Raw genomic sequence first — 17,879 nt, 5'->3', positions numbered from 1 at the left:
TTAAACTCATTTTGTTGCTGGTTCTGTCTTTAGTTCATCGTCAGAAATAACTTCGAATTCAATTGGAATTGTTTCTTTTGTTTTTTCATAAACAGGCAGATATTGGACTGCAAGATTAAAGATAGTTACTCCTAAGGTTACAAGGAATAATGTTATTATAATTTCATACACCGATGGGAAATAAGAAACTCCCGATGATGCTTGAAGAGATGTCACACTCACATTCAATCTATTCAGTAAAAATCCACCAATTACAAAACACGCAGATACGAATAGTCCCACACGATTTAATCTTATTCTTGGTTGAGCAAGCAAAATTATTGGAATAATTGCACCAATAATTATCTCAAGCCAGAAGAGATATGTTTCAATAGAATTTACAAACAAAAGATTAAGTTTATCATTCAAAAGTAAATCCATAAATCTCCATGTTAAATATGCACTCATTACAACCACAATCCATCTTCCAACATCGGAGACCAGATCAAATTCAAGATTTTTCTTAAATGCTTTGGCGCTGAGATATGATTCAAAAATTATCATCGCACAGCCAACACCTATCGCACTCAAATAGAAAAACCATGGAAGATTTGTTGAATACCATAATGGATGCATTTTACTCGGAACAATTAAATACAAAGCTCCAAGTGAAGATTGATGAAGAGTGGAAAGTAAAATTCCCAGAATTACAAGCGGGATTGTTATTCCTCGAATTATTTTTAATAGCTTTTCAACTTTAAATCTTTCAAGTATAACAGGACTGAATTCAAGAAAAAGAACAGTAGTATAAAGCATCACACACCAGGCAACTTCAAACATAACCGATCTTGGGTTCCACATAATTATTGCATGCCATATTGCCCAGGGTCTTCCAAGATCTATCAGAAGAGCTAATATTACAAGTAAATATCCGAGAAAAGCAGTTAATATAGTTGGACGAATGATTGGTTTAAATTTTTTGATATTAAAGATGTAGACAATTGCACAAAGCGTAAAACCACCGGCAGCCATTCCAACTCCACAAAGAATATCAAAACCAATCCACAATCCCCAGGGGAAATGATCATTTAAATTAGTTACTGCTGCAAGTCCGCCTGTAAATCTCAAATAGATCGTATATAGTCCAAGAACAAAAATTACAGTTCCAACAACTTTCCAGAATGTTGGTTTGAGAAGTCTTTCAATTGCTGGATTCATTCCTCACCTCGTAAGTTTTGTTTTTTCTTTTCCTCAAATTTTTCTCGTGCAATTTCATTCTTTCGATTAGTTAACCAATAGAAACCTGTCAATAATACACCGCCGACTGTTACCAGTGTTGGAATCTTCGCTAAAGCTTCGTGAGTGAAATTTGGAAGAGCTGTCTTCAATAACTTTGTATTGAAACCGAGTTCTTCGAATGGTACTGGTGAAATATATAAAACCGATGTGCCGCCGACTTCTTCAAGCCCATAAATATGCTGATAATACTTTTCCGGATTTTCAGCGAGTCTCTGTTTTGCAATCTCAATCATCTCATCTCTATCACCGAATAAGGTTGCACCAGTTGGACAGGCTTCCGCACAGGCTGGCAGTTCTCCATTCTTAACTCGGTCATAACACATAATGCATTTTTGCACTCTCGGTTTCACGCTGCCCCATTCATATCTCGGAATCTGGAATGGACAGGCTTGCATACAATAGCGGCATCCAAGACATTTAGATTCATCGTAAAGAACTGCACCAACTTCAGTCTTTGTAAATGCACCAACAGGACAAACAGAAACGCAGGTTGGATCTTCACAATGCTGACACATTCTTCTCACGAAGAAATCGCCTCGCTGTTCAACAATTGTATATGTTTTATCAGAGAGCGAATCCCTTAAAGGGTCATCAGAAGTTTGAGGAAGATTGTTTTGTTCTTTGCAGGCTTCATAACAAGCCCCGCAGCCGACACATTCGGTTATATCAATCAGAAATGCTTTTCTTTTCATCTTTCTACCTCAGGTTTTTCAGGATAATTTCAGAAATTCTTCTTCGAATTTTGAAAGACTGCTGTCATCAAGCATTCTAAGAACACCTTCAACGATATTTCCACCATCATAAAGTGTTGCACCGACGAGCGATGGTTTAGGTGATAGATGGGCAAGCAAATCTTTGAAACGGTTTACTTCCTCTTTCATCCAGTTGACAACTTCTCTACCAATCTTAAATGATGGCAGAATTTCCTTTACATCAGCTGGTTCAATTTCAATTAACCAATTCTCTCGATAAGGATTTTCTCTAAGCAGCTGAGTATTTTCGAGGATTGATTTATTTAGCGAAGTAATAATGCCGTCAACAGGAGAATAAATTTTCACTTTCCTTCCATTGGCAAAGACTTCAAAGATCGGCTCGCCTTTCGAAATTTTATCGCCGTCGGCTTTAAGTGGAGATATTTTACCTGGCTTTAATACTTTGTTGATAAAATCATCTATACCGAGTTTAATTTTACCATCTTCAGAAAAATTGAGCCAGGTGTGTCCTCTGGAATAATATAATCCCTGAGGGACATAGATGGATTCTTTTGAAAATACGGTTCCAGTGACCGGCTCTGGTTGAGTTTCCTCAAAGACCGAAATTCGTTTTTCACGAACTTTCGTGACAATTAAGTTTATTGAAATGATAAGAACGAAAGTTAATAAGACAAATAATGCAACCATTTTTAACCTCTCAATTTTTTAGTTTCTAATTCAACTATTTCTATTATATAAGGTCAAACGCAATGCCAGAAAAACGCTGAGATGAATTATGAGCGTAACTCCTTAAATTACAAATAGATATAGAGACAAAAGGGAAAACCTAAAATTGTATTTGTATAAAGGAATGTTGAAATTTTAATCACATACTAAGCTAAAAAAATTATAATTGTTTGATTTTTCAATGTTTAGGGGTGTTGAAAAATTCAAGTAGGTTATGTAGAAATATTAAACATTCTGGAATTAAAAATTGAGGAAAAAATAATCAAAAAAAAATGATATGAAATTAATTATTGGATAATTAGTAGGAATTTATTAACTCTTTTGTTTCATAATTTAAGATTAAAGCACAATTATTTATTCTGGAAACCCAAAAAACTCGCTGAAAAAAGCTTTTTTTGAACAAAAAATTAACGGTTTTTAGTGAAAAAGAGCCATCGTTGGGTCTAAAAGAGCCAATTTTGAATGAAAAAGACCCATCGTTGGTTCTTAAAGACCCATCGTTGAGTGAAAAAGAGCCAATTTTGAGTGAAAAAGACCCATCGTCGGTTCTTAAAGACCCATCGTTGAGTGAAAAAGAGCCAATTTTGAATGAAAAAGACCCATCGTTGGTTCTAAAAGACCCATCGTTGAGTAAAAAAGAGCCAATTTTGAATGAAAAAGACCTATCGTTGGTTCTAAAAGACCCATCGTTGAGTAAAAAAGAGCCAATTTTGAATGAAAAAGACCCATCGTTGGTTCTAAAAGACCCATCGTTGACTGAAAAAGAGCCATCGTTGACTGAAAAAGAGCCATCGTTGAGTGAAAAAGAAGCATCGTTAAGTGAAAAAGAGCCATCGTTTATTGGAAAAGAGTCATCAATGAGGTTAAAAGAGACAATTTTGAGTGAAAAAGAGATAAAGTTAATTGAAAGAGATAGAAATTTACTATTAAAGATAAAAAATATCGTTTTTAATGGGTTATCGACTCAATAATTTTTGTTCAAAAAATTCCCGAAATCTTTCTTCAAGTTGTTGATTATAAAAAGGTAAGCCTAAAAGTTTGTATTCTGAATTTTGAAATTCTAAAAATATTTCAGCTTCATTTTCAAGTCTTAATAGGAATTTTTCCTTCCAACCTTCTTTCGAATGTTCAAATGTACCATTTGCATCTAAAAATAGATCTCCTTTTGGTTCAATAAAAATTTGGTAACTAATTATTCGCTCATTCTTTGTTGACTTATATCGCTTCTTTGAACCTCTGGAGGATTTTTGTTTCTCTACGAGAAATAAAATAAAATCGGGTTCAAAAGCTGATCCATCATCAAAATTATATATCTTAACATACCTTTCATTTCTAAATAAAAATACTTCTTTATATTTCTTTTTTAACTCTTTTATAAATCTTGATATAAATTCAAGAAAATTTCTTTCTTCGGATGTACCATAAAAACTTGTCTGTGCAAACCAATCATAATTGAAACTAATAAGATTAATTCCACCTGCATTTGAAACATCATACTTTACTTTTCTATCAAAGAAGACTTTACTTATTTCGTATGGTTTAAATTCTTTCGTTCCTCTATACTCTGAATCAGTTGTAATGAGTTTTTCCGAAATACTTGTCAAAACATACAAAACTATATTTAGTTTATCTTTTTGTGTTAATTCATTAATTCTAAAATCTGGACCTTTAATCTTAACCTTTATTCCTGACAGATAGTTATTATCTAAAATAAAATCATTAATCGAATTAATATTTGGGAAATATCTTTTAAGATTATTGAAACGATAAAATTCAAGATAATCCATTCCTGCTCTTATTAAATTTATACCAAGATCAAGAAAATTAAGATAAATTTCGGTTACATTAGTTTTTGATTTAATAACATTTTGTTCATCGAACAAAAAACTTTCTTCAATTTGACCAGTGGGGAATTCGTAATAATATTCATTTTTAATATGAATATCATTTAAACTAAAAATTTCAGATCGATCCCTCTTTTGCCTTTCGTTTTGAAAAATATATCCCCTTTTCCAAATATTTTTATTTTTTATTTCTGGTTTAACAAATAAGTCATATTGAAATGTCTTTTCAGGCAAAATTCCAATTTGTGTGAGTGTCTGCTTTATTTCAAAAATGTATTTTGGATTATGTTTACAATGATAATGTAAAGTTTCAATTATTCTCAATTCATTATCAAGATCATCATCAAATTTTCTTCGATACATATCATCATTATTTTGTATAACAAATGGGAAATACCTTGCCCCTCTTCCTATTAATTGTGCTTCGCTCATTGTCGTCGAGCCTGGAATATATGTACCATCTCTTAAAGTTTTGCCGTCCCGTGTATCATACAATCTGACAATATCGAATAAATTCAATACATCCCAGCCTTCGTTAAGCATATTGACCGCAAAAATAGCTCTTATTTCATTGTTTGGATTTTCAAGGGAATTAAGTTTTAATTGTTTCTCTTCATCAATATTCTCAGAATCCAAAAGCATAATCTTTTCTTCAGAGAAATCTATCTTTAATTCATTAATTAAATTATCAAGTGTTATTTTTTCTTTATCAAAATATTCAAACGCCTTTCCCAGATCAGTTCCAGATGACCTTGATTTTATCTTTTCAATATCTTTTAAGGAAAGATTTTTAATCTTAGTTAAGAATTTTTCATAATTCTCTTTTGATTCTTTAATACTCTTTGATTTAAAAAGAATAACAGGTTTCAAGAGTATCTTATGCTTTTCAGCAATTTTTCTGCGATACTGACTCAAAATAACTGCCTGTAAAGCCCTATCAATTGGCTCTAAAGATGCTTGAAGAACTTCTATCTCTTTTGAATACTTGTCCAGTCTGAATTGTTTTAAATCGTATTGAAATATAAGCTTATCCTGATATTTATTTCTGATATCAGGGTTATTTAAATCAACAGTAGCAGTAAACTCTAATAAGATATTTTTTCGATTTTTTTCAAATATTCTTTTTAAAACTGTGTATTCCCAGCTTTTTTCAATTTCCTTTTCATTTTTATTGTTTCTGGTTAATGTTTGCAAATGATGTGCTTCATCTGAAATTAAGACAATATCTTTTCCTTCAAAATCTTCTTCGGTTAAAACATTCTCTCTTGGTTGATTTAGCCTGGTATGCAATCCCTGAATTGTAGTAAAAATTATATTTATGTTATCTGAATTAACACCCTCAAAATTTTGAACCTCTTTTATAAGAACTTCTTTTTCACCAAACTTGATTTTGGGAGCAAAAAGATACTTTTCTGATAAAGGATTTAAGAAATTATCCCGTGTTTTCTCAATGATATTTACACTATTAACAAAAAATATAAAATTTCGATATCCCCTCTTATAAAGTTGCAAAATATTTGCAGCCATAATAAGAGTTTTACCAGAACCTGTAGCCATATGAAATAGAAGATGAGAAGGCAATCTCCTTTGCCGATATTCAGTTATATAAAAATCAAACCTGCCAATGGCTTCTTTCTGATACTCACGCAACTCAAACCTTGGATTGAGATTCTGAACTATCTCATCACCAACCCGTGATGTAAAATAATCCTGTCCATGCGCTTCTTTTAATGAATTAAAAGTTTCGTAAAGCATAGTTATTCATTAATAGGAATTGGTAAGAAATTTTCTTTGTCTAACATTTCTATTATTCCACGTAACAAAAAATTATTTTCAAATTTCAATATATATTTTCTGGTATTTCTGTTTTCAGGTTGAAGCATTCTTTTTTCTCTTAATCTTCTAATAATTCTTGAAATTTCAGCTGGTAATTTATTCGGAAAAAGGGATTTTAAATCTCCAGCCTGTATTACTTGTTTTTTTGCTGCGACTAATAAAACTTTATACTCATTTTCTGTGATATATTTTCTTTCCAATGCAAAATCCAATGCAGGCAATAAAATTTTTTGATTTAAATAGTTATAATCTAAAAGTCTGTCAATTTTATTAATCTCTTTTTTCAAGCCGCTTAATACATACTCGCACCAGTTTAGAAGACTTTTATCATCCCCTTGATCAGCTATAGATAAAAAATGATAATATTTTTCTCTATCACTGCAAAAGACTGCTGTGGGGTTAATAATTCTCCCGCCTATATTTACCTTAAATCCGTATTTAATTAACATTGCATAAGTTAATAAGCGGACAACGCGTCCATTACCATTATCAAAGGGATGTATCCAGGCAAAACGATGGTGAGCAAGCGCAACCTTCAATAGATCATATTGAGGAGGATCCTGTCTGTTAATAAAATCAAAAAGTTCATCCATATAAGCTGGTACTGTTGACGCATCTGGTGGCAGATGAGAAGAGTGAGCAATAGTTACATTATTCTTTCTGTAATCACCCGGATTTCTACTCCCTTCTCCCTGCGGAGGAGGAGTTAGATTTTGAGTAATTATTTTATGAAGTTCACTAAGAAATAAACGATTTATTTCACTATTCTCAATGTTCTTCTCAATAAAATCGAGGGCATTTTCATTATTTTCAATCTCTAAAAATTTTTCTTCCTTAGTCTTCCTGCCTTCTATTTTTCTTTCCACATACTCGGCAATGGTTGTTCTGTTTCCCTCAATGCGCGCAGAACCAATACTTTCCAGAGTATGAAAAATTTCTTTTAATTGGGAAAAAATACCTGGATGAGTTGTCCCACCTAAAGGTTTTCTGCGTAAATAATCCAGTTCTAAGATTAAAGTATTAAGATTGGAACCAAAAGGCGGATCTATTAAACGTAAATCAATATGTCTAAAATTTGCATGCATAATTTATAAGATTTAACACCTTGTTAAAAAAATCCTTTATTTTATAGATTTTTTTTACATATATATCATAAAACATTTAACATTTTGTAAATATAACATTTAACATCTCGTTAAAGTCGCTTTAAATATAGCTTAAAAACGCATCTTTAGCTTAGTCCAAAATAATCTAGATAAAAAAATTTTTTAATTGAATTAAAATATTATATATCATCATTTGATTATTTTTAGTTCTTTAATTCTCTCATTTCTGGGAAAGCACTCTTAAAAGCACCTGAAACGAACCCGGCAGCAGTACATAATATATTTGTATTTTTTATTGCCGTTTCATCAAAATCTTTTAGAATATCACCAAATGGACGATTAAAAATTTTTTCGATCCAACTACGTTCATTCCTCAAAAATCGACGAATAGAAGGTATAGCAGAACTGGTATAAATATAAAGGCCAGATGAAGGCATACGATTAATTTGTTTGCTGGTATTTTGGTCTATTATATCTAAAGGTAAAAGACTTAAGAGAAACTCGCCAATATAAAAATTTGCATCTTTATCCCAGATGTAATCATCAATATAAACTTTTTGATCAATTAAGATTTTTATATAACTAGCTACTGGTTCGCACCACCGAGAGTTAGGATAATTTTCGTGTTGTGTTTGAAATATATCCCCAGCAATACGTATAAAAAACAGAGAATAAGCAATAGAAAGAGGTTCACTATAAACTGACCGACTCATTAATTCAATATTAGATATTGCTTTTAATAGTGATAATTTCTTTTTAAATGCACCAATAATAAAAATGATGTATAAACTTACAACTAAGGGATAATAACGAATGTTTTGTCCTAAATGGGTAAATGTTATACCAGATGGCGGTTCATAATAACGAGCAAGATAGCCTAATGATTGAATTATCGCCTCATCGTATTTACCTTTATCATCTCTTATAAGAATTTTTGATAACGCAATCCAGTATGTTTCTGCTTCTTTTTCAATAGTAGAAAAAAGTTTCTTGCCTCCCTCTTTTGACGGAACCTGAAGATCCCATGGGATAAAATTAGTCTCAAGAAAAGACTGTATTTTTTTTGCCTCTTTTATTAAGCCATATTTTATAGGATCTTCTTCGGAAGCAAAAGTTTTTTCAATTTCTTGTATTAAGGAAGTAGATTTTTGTCTGTGCGGTTTACTTTTTCTTTCTAATGACTCATCGGCTTTATCAGTATTTTCTTCAACCGTCCCTGAAATTCTACTACTTTTTATATCAAATAAATCTTTTTTTATTTTCTCAATATTTAACTGAATATCTTTTATTTCCTGTCGCATTGTGTAGGTATATTCTTCAAGATGATGTCTAAAGAATAGAGCGAAATCCTCTGGTAAAGCTTTTTCTGTTATAGTTCCTCTGCGAACATAAATATCACCACGATGTTTATTACCAATGTCTCTAATAAAAACATGTGGTGCATTCCTTGTCGGTGGAACTACAATTACTCCCAATATTTTATTATCATTAGTAAATGTTAAAACATGTGTCTTTATAAAGGGCGCAATATAAGTTTTTATAAGATCATCAATTTGAGACTGTAAATTATCAACTTTTTGTTGAAAATTTACACCGATAAATTGATTTTGTTCTACCCCCAAAATAATAAACCCATAATCAAAGTAATTTTCGTCATATGTATTTGCTAAAGCAGAAATATCTTTCAATAATTCTGCTTTTTGATCATAAGTTTCAAGATTTAATGTTTTTTTAAAATCAACCTTAGTTGTTTCACCTATTTTAATAATTTTAAGAAGCAACTGCTCAAGTGTATCGTTATTCCAGGGTAAATGTAATTCGTTACCCATATTATCCCCCATAAAACTCCCTATTTAACTTTTTATCCTCTTCCGACACTTGATAAGTTTCATCATCAATTTCAGTATAGTTTACATACCAGTGATTTTTATCTAAACATTCATACAAAAATCTCTTTTGGTCTTCAATGGATAAATCATCAAAATCTTTTGCGTGTTCGTCTATTGCTTTTATATCAACTTTATAACTCAAGAATGCTTTTTCTTTCATTATCTCCCATAATTTTTTTAACTCTTCTTTCGTTTTTGCTTTTTTAATTTCATCAGCAAAGTTTTCATTCCATTTCATTAGTTCTAAATAGACGAAATCACCTCCGCCCTGCCAATTAACCTCTCTTGAAATTCCGGCCTGATCGCCGGCAATAGTTTTCTTTAATCGCTTTATTAAAATATCTACTTGTTCATCCATTTGCTCTACTAAAATAAACTGTCTTTTGGTTTTGTGAGCCACTGCTCCTGTAGTTCCGGTACCGGCAAAAAAATCTAAAACCAAATCACCTTCGTCTGATGCCATATCTAAAATTCTTTTTATCAGAGCTTCTGGTTTTTGACCAGAAAATTCACGTATCAGTTCAGTATACTTAGCTTGGTTTTCTTTGTATGCACGTGGATCAGCATAAACTTGTTTTATATCATCCCATACAGTTGTAAGCGGTACTCCTTTGCTTTCATCAAGATACTGTTTTTCCCAAATTATATTTCCCTTTTCATCTCTTCCTCGCATGCGACGTTGATAACGCCGACCGTCTTTATCGGTAAATTTAAACCAATCCTCAATATACTTTTCTGAATAAGGAGTAAATACCTTATTCTGCTTTCTATTTTTGTAATTTTTTGCGTAATGGAGTATATAATTATGAATATTTACCGGTTTAGCGCCTGCTGCTCGGCCACCCGAGGGTGAGCCATATGACCATATTATCTCTTCAACAAAATTATTACGATCAAAAATCTCATCACACAACGTTTTAAGATAGTGTGATTCATTAATGTCAATATGAATAAAAATGTTACCATCCGTTGATAGCATATTCCTGGCTATCTCAAGTCTATTTTTCATAAATGTTAACCAAGAAGAATGGTTGAATCTATCATTATAGTTAAAACTGTCATTCCCTGTATTGAATGGTGGATCAATGTAAATCAATTTTACTTTTCCAGCAAAGCGCTTTTTAAGGGAATGAAGGACTAAAAGATTGTTGCCTTTAATAATCAAGTTATCTTTAATATCTCCTTTTTCATCAGTTTTAAATCCATCAAATTTGTGCTCACCTTTTTCATTAATTCTCTTTGCGTTTGTAAAGACCTTCGGGTCAAGCAAACGGCTGATTTCATCTGGGGCTAAAATTTCGTTCCAGAAAATTTCATCTCTCTTTTGATCTTCTTTTGTCATTCCACCTTCTAAAACACAATCCTTATAAGGCCAGGATAAAACTACCTCCTTCTTTTCGCTTATAAATTCCCCCTTCTCATCTATTAAACCAATCTTATTTTTAAAAGCTGTATAAGAATCAGGCAGGAATGCTTTTGTAGATATAAACTTAATGAATTTATCTTTTAAGAATATTAAAACCCCATCAACATCTAAGAAGAAATGATTTTTTATTAAATCATTTGTCAGTAATAATTTTATTAAATCACTGTCATCTTTAAGAGCTAACTCAATTATTTTGTTTTTTGCAATTGAGTTATCAATTATTAAATCTTCTCTCTGGCAAAGAACATTTTTTAATTCATCTAAAAGTTTTATCATTTTGGCACCTACTTTAAAGAACTAATTTCAATAATAAGTTTAAATGCTTTCTTAATATATCACCATTAAAGAATGTTATGCAAATATAAATCTCTTTAAAAAAAATAACCTGCCAGTAAATAACTGGCAGGTATAAAAGTTTATATCAAATAAGTTTATTGTTGACTTTGAGGTTTTTCTTGTGAATTTGTCTTCTTTACAAATCTTTTACCTAATTCATTAACAATTACATCAGTTCCTGGAACATTAAGTTTTGCTGCCGCTTTAGCACTATTGTAAAAGGCAAGTGCGGCTACATAGGCTTCGCTTCCAACTGCTAAGTAAGTATCGGAAATTTTTTCATATAGAACAGTAATTGCATTCACTATATCTCTTAATTTATTTGCTAATTCAAAATCTCGTGCAAGTTCATCTAAATTAACATAGGGAGGTACAAGAGCAGGATTTTGCTGGGCTAATTCTATTGCTTTATCAACAAAAGCAACAGTCTTATCCCCCATCTTAGGCAAACTATGCCTTTCATCTGATGTTAGGTTAATGAGAAATGGTAATTTGGATTCAATCTGATGTATTAAATCCAAAATTTCCTGCTTCTCATTATCCTTTAATTCAGCTGAGATGTTTTGATATGCCATATTTAACCCCACTTTTTGTTTATGTTTAATGTTTTGTTAATTAATAAATAAAGTAAGCACATAGAGCGCAAAAAATTTAATTATTAATTAAACAAACATTTTTCTTATGATTTTTACTTATCGATTACTTTCCCGTTCAGTTGCTCTTTGCATATTTAGTAAAAAAATGAATTTTAATCAATTGGTTTTATCTAAAATGTATAAACTTCAACATCTTATTATTCTCTTTTCCATTTATATTTAACTGCTCATTTAAGTATTTTTGAATGATAATCAATGAATTTTCAAAAGAATAATGGACAATGAAACTCTAAACCGCAGGAAAGTTTATTTCAGAATTTTAAGTTATCTAAAACCTTACTGGCGTCATCTGATTGGTGTTCTTATAACTTCTGTCTTCTTTACCGTTTTCAGCGGACTTTCAATTTATTTAACCATTCCTTTACTTGAAACACTTTTTCAAACTGAATTAAAAGCTGAACAAAATCTTTCTCCCACTGCTGAACTCAGTCAGAAAATAGAGACGCAGGCTAAGAGCGGCGGTTTCCTCTCAGGCATTAAACGAAATTTATCTGAAAATCTTTACTCATTTATTGATCGACCATCAAAAAGAGAATCACTTTTAAGAATTTGTGGTTTAATCCTTATAACATTTTTTCTGAAAGGGCTATTCGGTTATGTTCAGTCTTATTTGATGGCTTACATTGAACAGGGCTTTATTCGTGATTTAAGAAATGAGACTTTTTCTCATCTCAATAAACTTTCACTTAAGTATTTCACGAATGAAAGAATCGGTAATCTCATTTCCAGAATTACAAACGACATCACGATGATTAACACAGGCATTTCAGCGAGTTTTGTAACTCTTACTAAAGATCCTTTGCTTGTGATTGTTTTTCTTTTACTCGCACTTGCTATCAGCTGGCAGTTAACTTTGCTTTCTCTTGTTGTGATGCCTTTTTCTCTTGCAATTATCAGCTGGCTCGGCGTTAAACTTTATAAGCAGAGTTATACGCTTCAGGGTAAAATGGCTGATTTGACATCTTTCCTCCAGGAAAAAATTTACGGCACTAAAATCGTTAAAGCTTTCAATATGGAAGCAAAAGAAGACGAAAATTTCTTTGCATTAACTAATCATTTCTTCAAAATCATTTTACGAATTACTCGGATAAGAAATATCGCGCCGCCTGTTACTGAATTTTTCAGTATCCTTGCCGGTGTTTTGATAATCTGGTATGGCGGAATTCAGGTTCTTGAATCTCACACATTAAAGGCAAGCGAGTTTCTTGGATTTTTATTTATCATCTTTCAAATAATGCCGCCAATTAAAGAATTAAGCAATGTAGCAAATCGAATTCAGGAATCTACAGCAGCAGCATCGAGAGTTTTTGAAATTATTGATGAACCAATTACAATTAAAAATAAACCGAACGCTATTCCATTCATCTCATTTAATGATAAAATTGTTTTCGATAAAGTTTCTTTTCATTATGATATAAGTCACAGGTACATTTTGAAAGATATCTCATTTGAAGTCAAAAGAGGAGAAATTGCTGCGCTCGTCGGGCCAAGCGGCGCCGGCAAAACAACTCTTGTCGATCTAATTCCAAGATTTTACGATGTAACCGAAGGAGCTATTTACATTGATGGAGTTGATATCCGAGATTACGATTTAAAATCATTAAGAAATCACATTGGAATAGTTACTCAAGATCCAATCCTTTTTAACGATACAATTAAAAACAACATCAGTTATGGTATGGAAGATGCGGAATTTGAAGAAATTGTTAACGCAGCAAAAGCAGCTAATGCACACGATTTTATAATGGACCTTCCGCAGGGATACGATACAATTATTGGTGAAAGAGGTTTGAAACTTTCCGGTGGTCAGCGACAGAGAATTTCAATTGCACGAGCTCTTTTGAAAAATCCACCCATTATGATTTTAGACGAAGCAACTTCAGCACTCGATAGCGAATCTGAAATTTTAGTTCAAGGTGCAATTGAAAATCTGATGAAAGACAGAACAACATTTGTAATTGCTCACAGATTAAGCACTGTTAGAAACGCCAGCAAAGTAATCGTAATTGATGAAGGTAAAATTGTCCAGATGGGAACTCACGCAGAATTAATTCAGGATACAGATGGACTTTATTACCGACTTTATTCACTTCAATTTCGCTTTAATGAGGTTCAGGAATGAAATCAAATTCAGAAAGAACAATTGAAATTTTAGATAGAGCGGGTTTTGTTTTTCTCTTCATATTTGCAGCAAGTCTTACTACCTCAATATTTGTGAATCAAATCGGATATTTTGGCGCGTTACTAATTTTATTAACTCGTTTTCTGGTTCAAAAAAAATTTGAAAAGCAATCAACAGGTCTCGAAGTTTTTTTCATTCTTTTGATTTTGTCTGAAGTAATTTCAGCAATCCTTTCTCAAAATTCAGCTCAAGCTTTTCATAATACTTTTAAGAGGGCAATCCTTCTTCCTGTTGTTTATATGCCAATTTATTATTTGAGGAATGAAAAAAGATTTAAAAGAATTGTTTATGCGTTTTTGATCTTTGCTGTGTTAGGGATGGCTGTTTATCTTTTCTTTGCCTATCAATATTATATCTATCAATTATATTCAAAAGAACTGAAGGGTCCTTCCATATTTCAATATGTGATGACAGCCGGTGGATTGATGAGCATTGTGACAATTATTCTTGTTGGATTTTTGTTTCTCAAAGACAATAAGCTTCGTTACAAAATAATTTTAATTATTGCAATACTGATTTCAACTGCATCATTAATTTCAAGTTATACAAGAGCAGCATGGCTCGGAACAATTGCGGGTGTTGTTGTTTTGTTTTTGCTTCATAAAAGATGGGTATTTGTTGGTGCAATTGCTGTTTTAGTCGGAGTATTTTTCTCATTAACTCAGACAACAAGTCAAATTGCAAGTTTCAAAATAAATCCTTCAAAAAAATCTTTAGAACAACTCAATGTTCTCAATTCAAAAGGCAGAGCAAATGGTCTTGATACACTAAAGGGAGAATTTTTTGTAGCTGACTATGAAGCGGGAATTACAAGATGGAAAATGCTGGACACCACTTTCATATTTAAAGGGCAATTACACACACCTTCACCAGCAAGAGCAATAGCTACACGCGACACATTACTTTTTGCACTGCTGCTTGATTCGAGAGTTTTAATTTTAAATCCTGAAGATGACTCAATTCAGATTATTTCATCAATTATTCCTCAGAATGTTGTACGCTCTATTTTGGTTCACAAGAATTATATCTTTATGTCAGAGGGTGAATATGGTTTTGAAGTGATCGATGTTTCAAATCCGGCAAAGCCCGTTTATGTAACATCTTTTTCACTTTCAAATGGTAAATCAAAAATAGTGTTCATCGGTTTTGAGGCTAAAGACAACTACCTGTATGCTTTAATTGACGATAAAAAGTTTTTAGTCTTTGATATTTCAGATATTTCAAACATCAGATTGATTGATGAAATTAAAACGGAAAGCGTTCCTGCTTCTTTACATATTGACGGTAATTTACTTGCAATTGGTGACGGAACCAAAGGAATAAAAATTTACGATATCAGCAATCCTTCAAAGCCAAAAGTAATTCGAGGAATTCAGACAAAGGTTTTAGCTAATATAATTAGATTTTATGGTGATGATATAATATTTACTGATTTCGGCGGCAAAATTTATCTGATAAACATTCATGGAAATGTTTTTGAACTTCACAAGTTCACCGAAAAAATTTCGGGACTAATTAGACAGAACGATAAGTGGATTGCGACTTACTTTTATCGAAGCAGATTAAGTTCAATTTATGATCCTTATCATCCATCCAATATTGAAAGAATGAATCAAATTAAAGTTGCTTTTAGAATTTTTTCAAATTATCCAATCTTTGGAGTTGGGAATATTGATTTCAATGAGATGTATAAAAAATATCGTGAACCTTTTGACAAATATACATACGGGCATCTTCACAATAATTACACTCATATCTTAGCCACACTCGGAATTTTCGGCTTTATAATTTTCATTCTCCTTTTAATAAAAATTTTCTTCATACACATCGAAACAATAAAACTCTCTCAGAACAAAAACTTTTACAATGTTCTTGCTAAAGGACTTTTAGCAGCGTTTATTGGAATTTGTACGAGCGGACTTTTTGAATACAACTTTGGAGATCATGAAATAGCTACGATGCTCTGGTTTACTGTTGGGTTAAGTTTAACAATCCAGAAATTGATGAAAGATTAGTCTTTTTATATTTTATTAAATAAAAAACGGAGGAAAGATATGGCAGATCAGGATAAAAACCTTCACGATCAGCTGTTCTTTCAATTGATTTTACAATTTCAAACATCAGCCTGGATCGGTCTTGGCAAACTCCCAAATCCAATTACACAAAAAATTGAACGAGACCTCGAAGCAGCAAAACTCGCAATTGATATGCTTGATATGATCAAAGCTAAAACAAAGGGCAATTTATCTGATGAAGAAGATCGATTATTAACTCAAATCAGCAAAGACTTGAAATTAAATTATGTTGACGAACTTGAAAAAGATCGCAAAGAAAAACAGGACAAGAAAGAAGAGGCTAAGACTTGAGAATTGGCATAATTGCAAACACAACCAAATACGACATTTCTAATTTTTTAGTTGAATTCCTGAAAGAAAATTCTAAACATCGAGATAGAAAAATTATTCTCAGCAGTTCAACTTTTAACTTCGTAAAATCTGAACTCGAAAAGAACAAATTGCTTAAATCTGTAAAATCACTCGACGAAAAAAAATTTGCTGGAAATATTGATTTGCTCCTTTCCTTCGGCGGTGATGGAACAATGCTTTATTCTGCTCAATATGCAATTGCTTCGGATGCAATTCTTGTAGGTGTAAATTTTGGCAAACTCGGATTTCTAGCTGACATAAATTACCATGATCTAATGAATGTACTTGATGAATACGAAAAAAATGATTTTGAGATTGAAACACGAATTCTTCTGGAAGGAAAAATCGTTGGTCATAAATCAGAAAAGTTTATAGCCGTTAATGATTTTGTAATTGAAAAAGGTGGCTGGTCAAGAATTATTGAAATTGATACATGGGTTGATGGTAAATTTCTGACTACTTACCGCTCAGATGGATTGATAATTTCAACGCCTACAGGTTCAACCGGTTATTCACTTTCAGCCGGAGGTCCAATCCTTTTACCTGAATTGGATTCTTTTGTCTTGAGTCCAATCTGTCCGCATACTTTAACCGTTCGTCCCATTGTAATACCAGCAAGTTCTGAAATAAAAATTGAAGCAAAATCTTTTTATGAAACTGTGATGATTAACAGAGATGGTCAACAAACTTTTAAAATCAAACCACCTGTTAAAATGATCATCAGAAAGTCAGACAAAGTCTTGAAACTCTTCAAAAGAAAAAATAAAGATTATTTCCAAACATTGAGAGAAAAATTAATGTGGGGAATTGACATCAGAGAACAAAACAGAGGTGATAAAAAATGAAAATCATTTTCAAATTTTTCATTGTTTTAAGTTTTCTTTTCCAATTAGTTATTAGCTTAAATGCACAGGATAAAAGTTCATCATCATTTTCTATCATAACAGACGAAAAATCTAGCAAACCGATGCTGATTGGTTTATGCTCGAGAGAAAATTTAACAAAAGACACTTCTTTCTCCTGGTGGTTCGAAGCAGAATATGACTATTACACTCCTGAAGATTCAGTAATAAAATTAATTGATCTTGATTCAATTAAAATTGTTTGCGTGATGGGAACCTGGTGCAGTGACAGCAGAAGAGAGGTACCAAGATTTTATAAAATCCTTGATGAATTGAATTTCGATTACAAAAATTTGGAGCTTTATTGTGTTGACAGGAAGAAAAAAGCAGAAGGTTTCGACATAGATCAATTTGTAATTGAAAGAGTTCCTACCTTCATTTTTTATAAAAACGATTCTGAAATTGGTAGAATCATCGAGACACCAACTGAAACCCTCGAGCGAGATATATTAAATATTCTGAAAAATATTAACGAGAAGTGATAAAAAACTTTTAGGAAAAGGTATTAATAAAAGTTTGCTTACACTTTAAGCTATCAAATGAATCTAATTAAAAACTA

Annotated in this window: 14 protein-coding genes; 6 read left to right on the top strand and 8 right to left on the bottom strand. The window is 32.0% G+C overall.

Translation table 11 applies throughout. From position 1 onward, the window contains the following. Nucleotides 1-6: 6 nt before the first annotated feature. The 3 genes from hybB to HPY57_08410 are packed head-to-tail and all read right to left on the bottom strand — an operon-like array spanning nucleotide 7 to nucleotide 2,678. On the bottom strand, nucleotides 7-1,185 hold the full coding sequence (hybB, locus tag HPY57_08420; GenBank protein ID NPV11798.1) for a Ni/Fe-hydrogenase cytochrome b subunit: 1,179 nt from the start codon (nucleotides 1,183-1,185) through the stop codon (nucleotides 7-9). An 8-nt stretch (nucleotides 1,186-1,193) separates the two neighbouring features. Continuing rightward, nucleotides 1,194-1,970, bottom strand: coding sequence for a 4Fe-4S dicluster domain-containing protein (locus tag HPY57_08415; GenBank protein ID NPV11797.1), 777 nt, complete (start codon nucleotides 1,968-1,970; stop codon nucleotides 1,194-1,196). Between the two features lie 18 nt (nucleotides 1,971-1,988). Next, complete coding sequence (locus tag HPY57_08410) at nucleotides 1,989-2,678, bottom strand: glycine cleavage system protein H (protein NPV11796.1); 690 nt, start codon at nucleotides 2,676-2,678, stop codon at nucleotides 1,989-1,991. Between the two features lie 434 nt (nucleotides 2,679-3,112). On the opposite strand from HPY57_08410, the gene HPY57_08405 reads away from it, so the two are divergent. Further along, a complete protein-coding gene (locus HPY57_08405) occupies nucleotides 3,113-3,688 on the top strand; it encodes a hypothetical protein (protein ID NPV11795.1) in 576 nt (191 codons plus the stop codon). Here HPY57_08405 and HPY57_08400 read toward each other — a convergent pair. The 5 genes from HPY57_08400 to HPY57_08380 all read right to left on the bottom strand — a co-directional run bounded on the left by HPY57_08400 (nucleotide 3,674) and on the right by HPY57_08380 (nucleotide 11,729). Further along, nucleotides 3,674-6,316 (bottom strand): DEAD/DEAH box helicase family protein, encoded by a 2,643-nt coding sequence (locus tag HPY57_08400; GenBank protein ID NPV11794.1) that lies wholly within the window; start codon nucleotides 6,314-6,316, stop codon nucleotides 3,674-3,676. The two genes, HPY57_08405 and HPY57_08400, sit on opposite strands and share 15 nt — an antisense overlap. Nucleotides 6,317-6,318: 2 nt before the next feature. Further along, the gene (locus tag HPY57_08395; GenBank protein NPV11793.1) at nucleotides 6,319-7,482 is read right to left on the bottom strand and encodes a Fic family protein; all 1,164 of its coding nucleotides are present in this window, start codon (nucleotides 7,480-7,482) and stop codon (nucleotides 6,319-6,321) included. A gap of 224 nt (nucleotides 7,483-7,706) precedes the next feature. After that, on the bottom strand, nucleotides 7,707-9,332 hold the full coding sequence (locus tag HPY57_08390) for an ATP-binding protein (protein NPV11792.1): 1,626 nt from the start codon (nucleotides 9,330-9,332) through the stop codon (nucleotides 7,707-7,709). Nucleotide 9,333: 1 nt separating this feature from the next. Beyond that, on the bottom strand, nucleotides 9,334-11,094 hold the full coding sequence (locus HPY57_08385) for a site-specific DNA-methyltransferase (GenBank protein NPV11791.1): 1,761 nt from the start codon (nucleotides 11,092-11,094) through the stop codon (nucleotides 9,334-9,336). A 155-nt stretch (nucleotides 11,095-11,249) separates the two neighbouring features. Continuing rightward, nucleotides 11,250-11,729 carry a hypothetical protein gene (locus tag HPY57_08380; protein ID NPV11790.1) on the bottom strand — a complete coding sequence of 160 codons (480 nt, stop codon included), beginning with the start codon at nucleotides 11,727-11,729 and terminating at the stop codon, nucleotides 11,250-11,252. Nucleotides 11,730-12,024: 295 nt separating this feature from the next. Here HPY57_08380 and HPY57_08375 point away from each other — a divergent pair, with 295 nt between their 5' ends. The 5 genes from HPY57_08375 to HPY57_08355 are packed head-to-tail and all read left to right on the top strand — an operon-like array spanning nucleotide 12,025 to nucleotide 17,802. After that, nucleotides 12,025-13,932 carry an ABC transporter ATP-binding protein gene (locus tag HPY57_08375; protein ID NPV11789.1) on the top strand — a complete coding sequence of 636 codons (1,908 nt, stop codon included), beginning with the start codon at nucleotides 12,025-12,027 and terminating at the stop codon, nucleotides 13,930-13,932. After that, nucleotides 13,929-16,007: a hypothetical protein gene (locus HPY57_08370; GenBank protein ID NPV11788.1), complete on the top strand. Its 2,079-nt coding sequence runs from the start codon at nucleotides 13,929-13,931 to the stop codon at nucleotides 16,005-16,007. The genes HPY57_08375 and HPY57_08370 overlap by 4 nt, the downstream gene beginning before the upstream one ends. A gap of 39 nt (nucleotides 16,008-16,046) precedes the next feature. Then, nucleotides 16,047-16,358 (top strand): DUF1844 domain-containing protein, encoded by a 312-nt coding sequence (locus HPY57_08365; GenBank protein ID NPV11787.1) that lies wholly within the window; start codon nucleotides 16,047-16,049, stop codon nucleotides 16,356-16,358. Continuing rightward, entirely contained in the window at nucleotides 16,355-17,263 is a 909-nt protein-coding gene (locus HPY57_08360; GenBank protein ID NPV11786.1) for a hypothetical protein, read from the top strand. Before HPY57_08365 ends, HPY57_08360 begins: the two co-directional genes overlap by 4 nt. Then, entirely contained in the window at nucleotides 17,260-17,802 is a 543-nt protein-coding gene (locus HPY57_08355; GenBank protein NPV11785.1) for a thioredoxin family protein, read from the top strand. Before HPY57_08360 ends, HPY57_08355 begins: the two co-directional genes overlap by 4 nt. The last annotated feature ends 77 nt before the right edge of the window (nucleotides 17,803-17,879 follow it).

Source organism: Ignavibacteria bacterium, from assembly GCA_013177855.1.
GTDB lineage: Bacteria > Bacteroidota > Ignavibacteria > Ch128b > Ch128b > Ch128b.
This window is presented reverse-complemented; position numbering and strand designations above follow the sequence as displayed.

Excerpts from the sequence above, each read along its gene's own strand:
- HPY57_08415 (NPV11797.1), bottom strand. The coding sequence starts at position 1,970 with ATGAAAAGAAAAGCATTTCTGATTGATATAACCGAATGTGTCGGCTGC.
- HPY57_08410 (NPV11796.1), bottom strand. The coding sequence starts at position 2,678 with ATGGTTGCATTATTTGTCTTATTAACTTTCGTTCTTATCATTTCAATA.
- HPY57_08400 (NPV11794.1), bottom strand. The coding sequence starts at position 6,316 with ATGCTTTACGAAACTTTTAATTCATTAAAAGAAGCGCATGGACAGGAT.
- HPY57_08395 (NPV11793.1), bottom strand. The coding sequence starts at position 7,482 with ATGCATGCAAATTTTAGACATATTGATTTACGTTTAATAGATCCGCCT.
- HPY57_08390 (NPV11792.1), bottom strand. The coding sequence starts at position 9,332 with ATGGGTAACGAATTACATTTACCCTGGAATAACGATACACTTGAGCAG.
- HPY57_08385 (NPV11791.1), bottom strand. The coding sequence starts at position 11,094 with ATGATAAAACTTTTAGATGAATTAAAAAATGTTCTTTGCCAGAGAGAA.
- HPY57_08380 (NPV11790.1), bottom strand. The coding sequence starts at position 11,729 with ATGGCATATCAAAACATCTCAGCTGAATTAAAGGATAATGAGAAGCAG.
- HPY57_08375 (NPV11789.1), top strand. The coding sequence starts at position 12,025 with ATGGACAATGAAACTCTAAACCGCAGGAAAGTTTATTTCAGAATTTTA.
- HPY57_08370 (NPV11788.1), top strand. The coding sequence starts at position 13,929 with ATGAAATCAAATTCAGAAAGAACAATTGAAATTTTAGATAGAGCGGGT.
- HPY57_08365 (NPV11787.1), top strand. The coding sequence starts at position 16,047 with ATGGCAGATCAGGATAAAAACCTTCACGATCAGCTGTTCTTTCAATTG.
- HPY57_08355 (NPV11785.1), top strand. The coding sequence starts at position 17,260 with ATGAAAATCATTTTCAAATTTTTCATTGTTTTAAGTTTTCTTTTCCAA.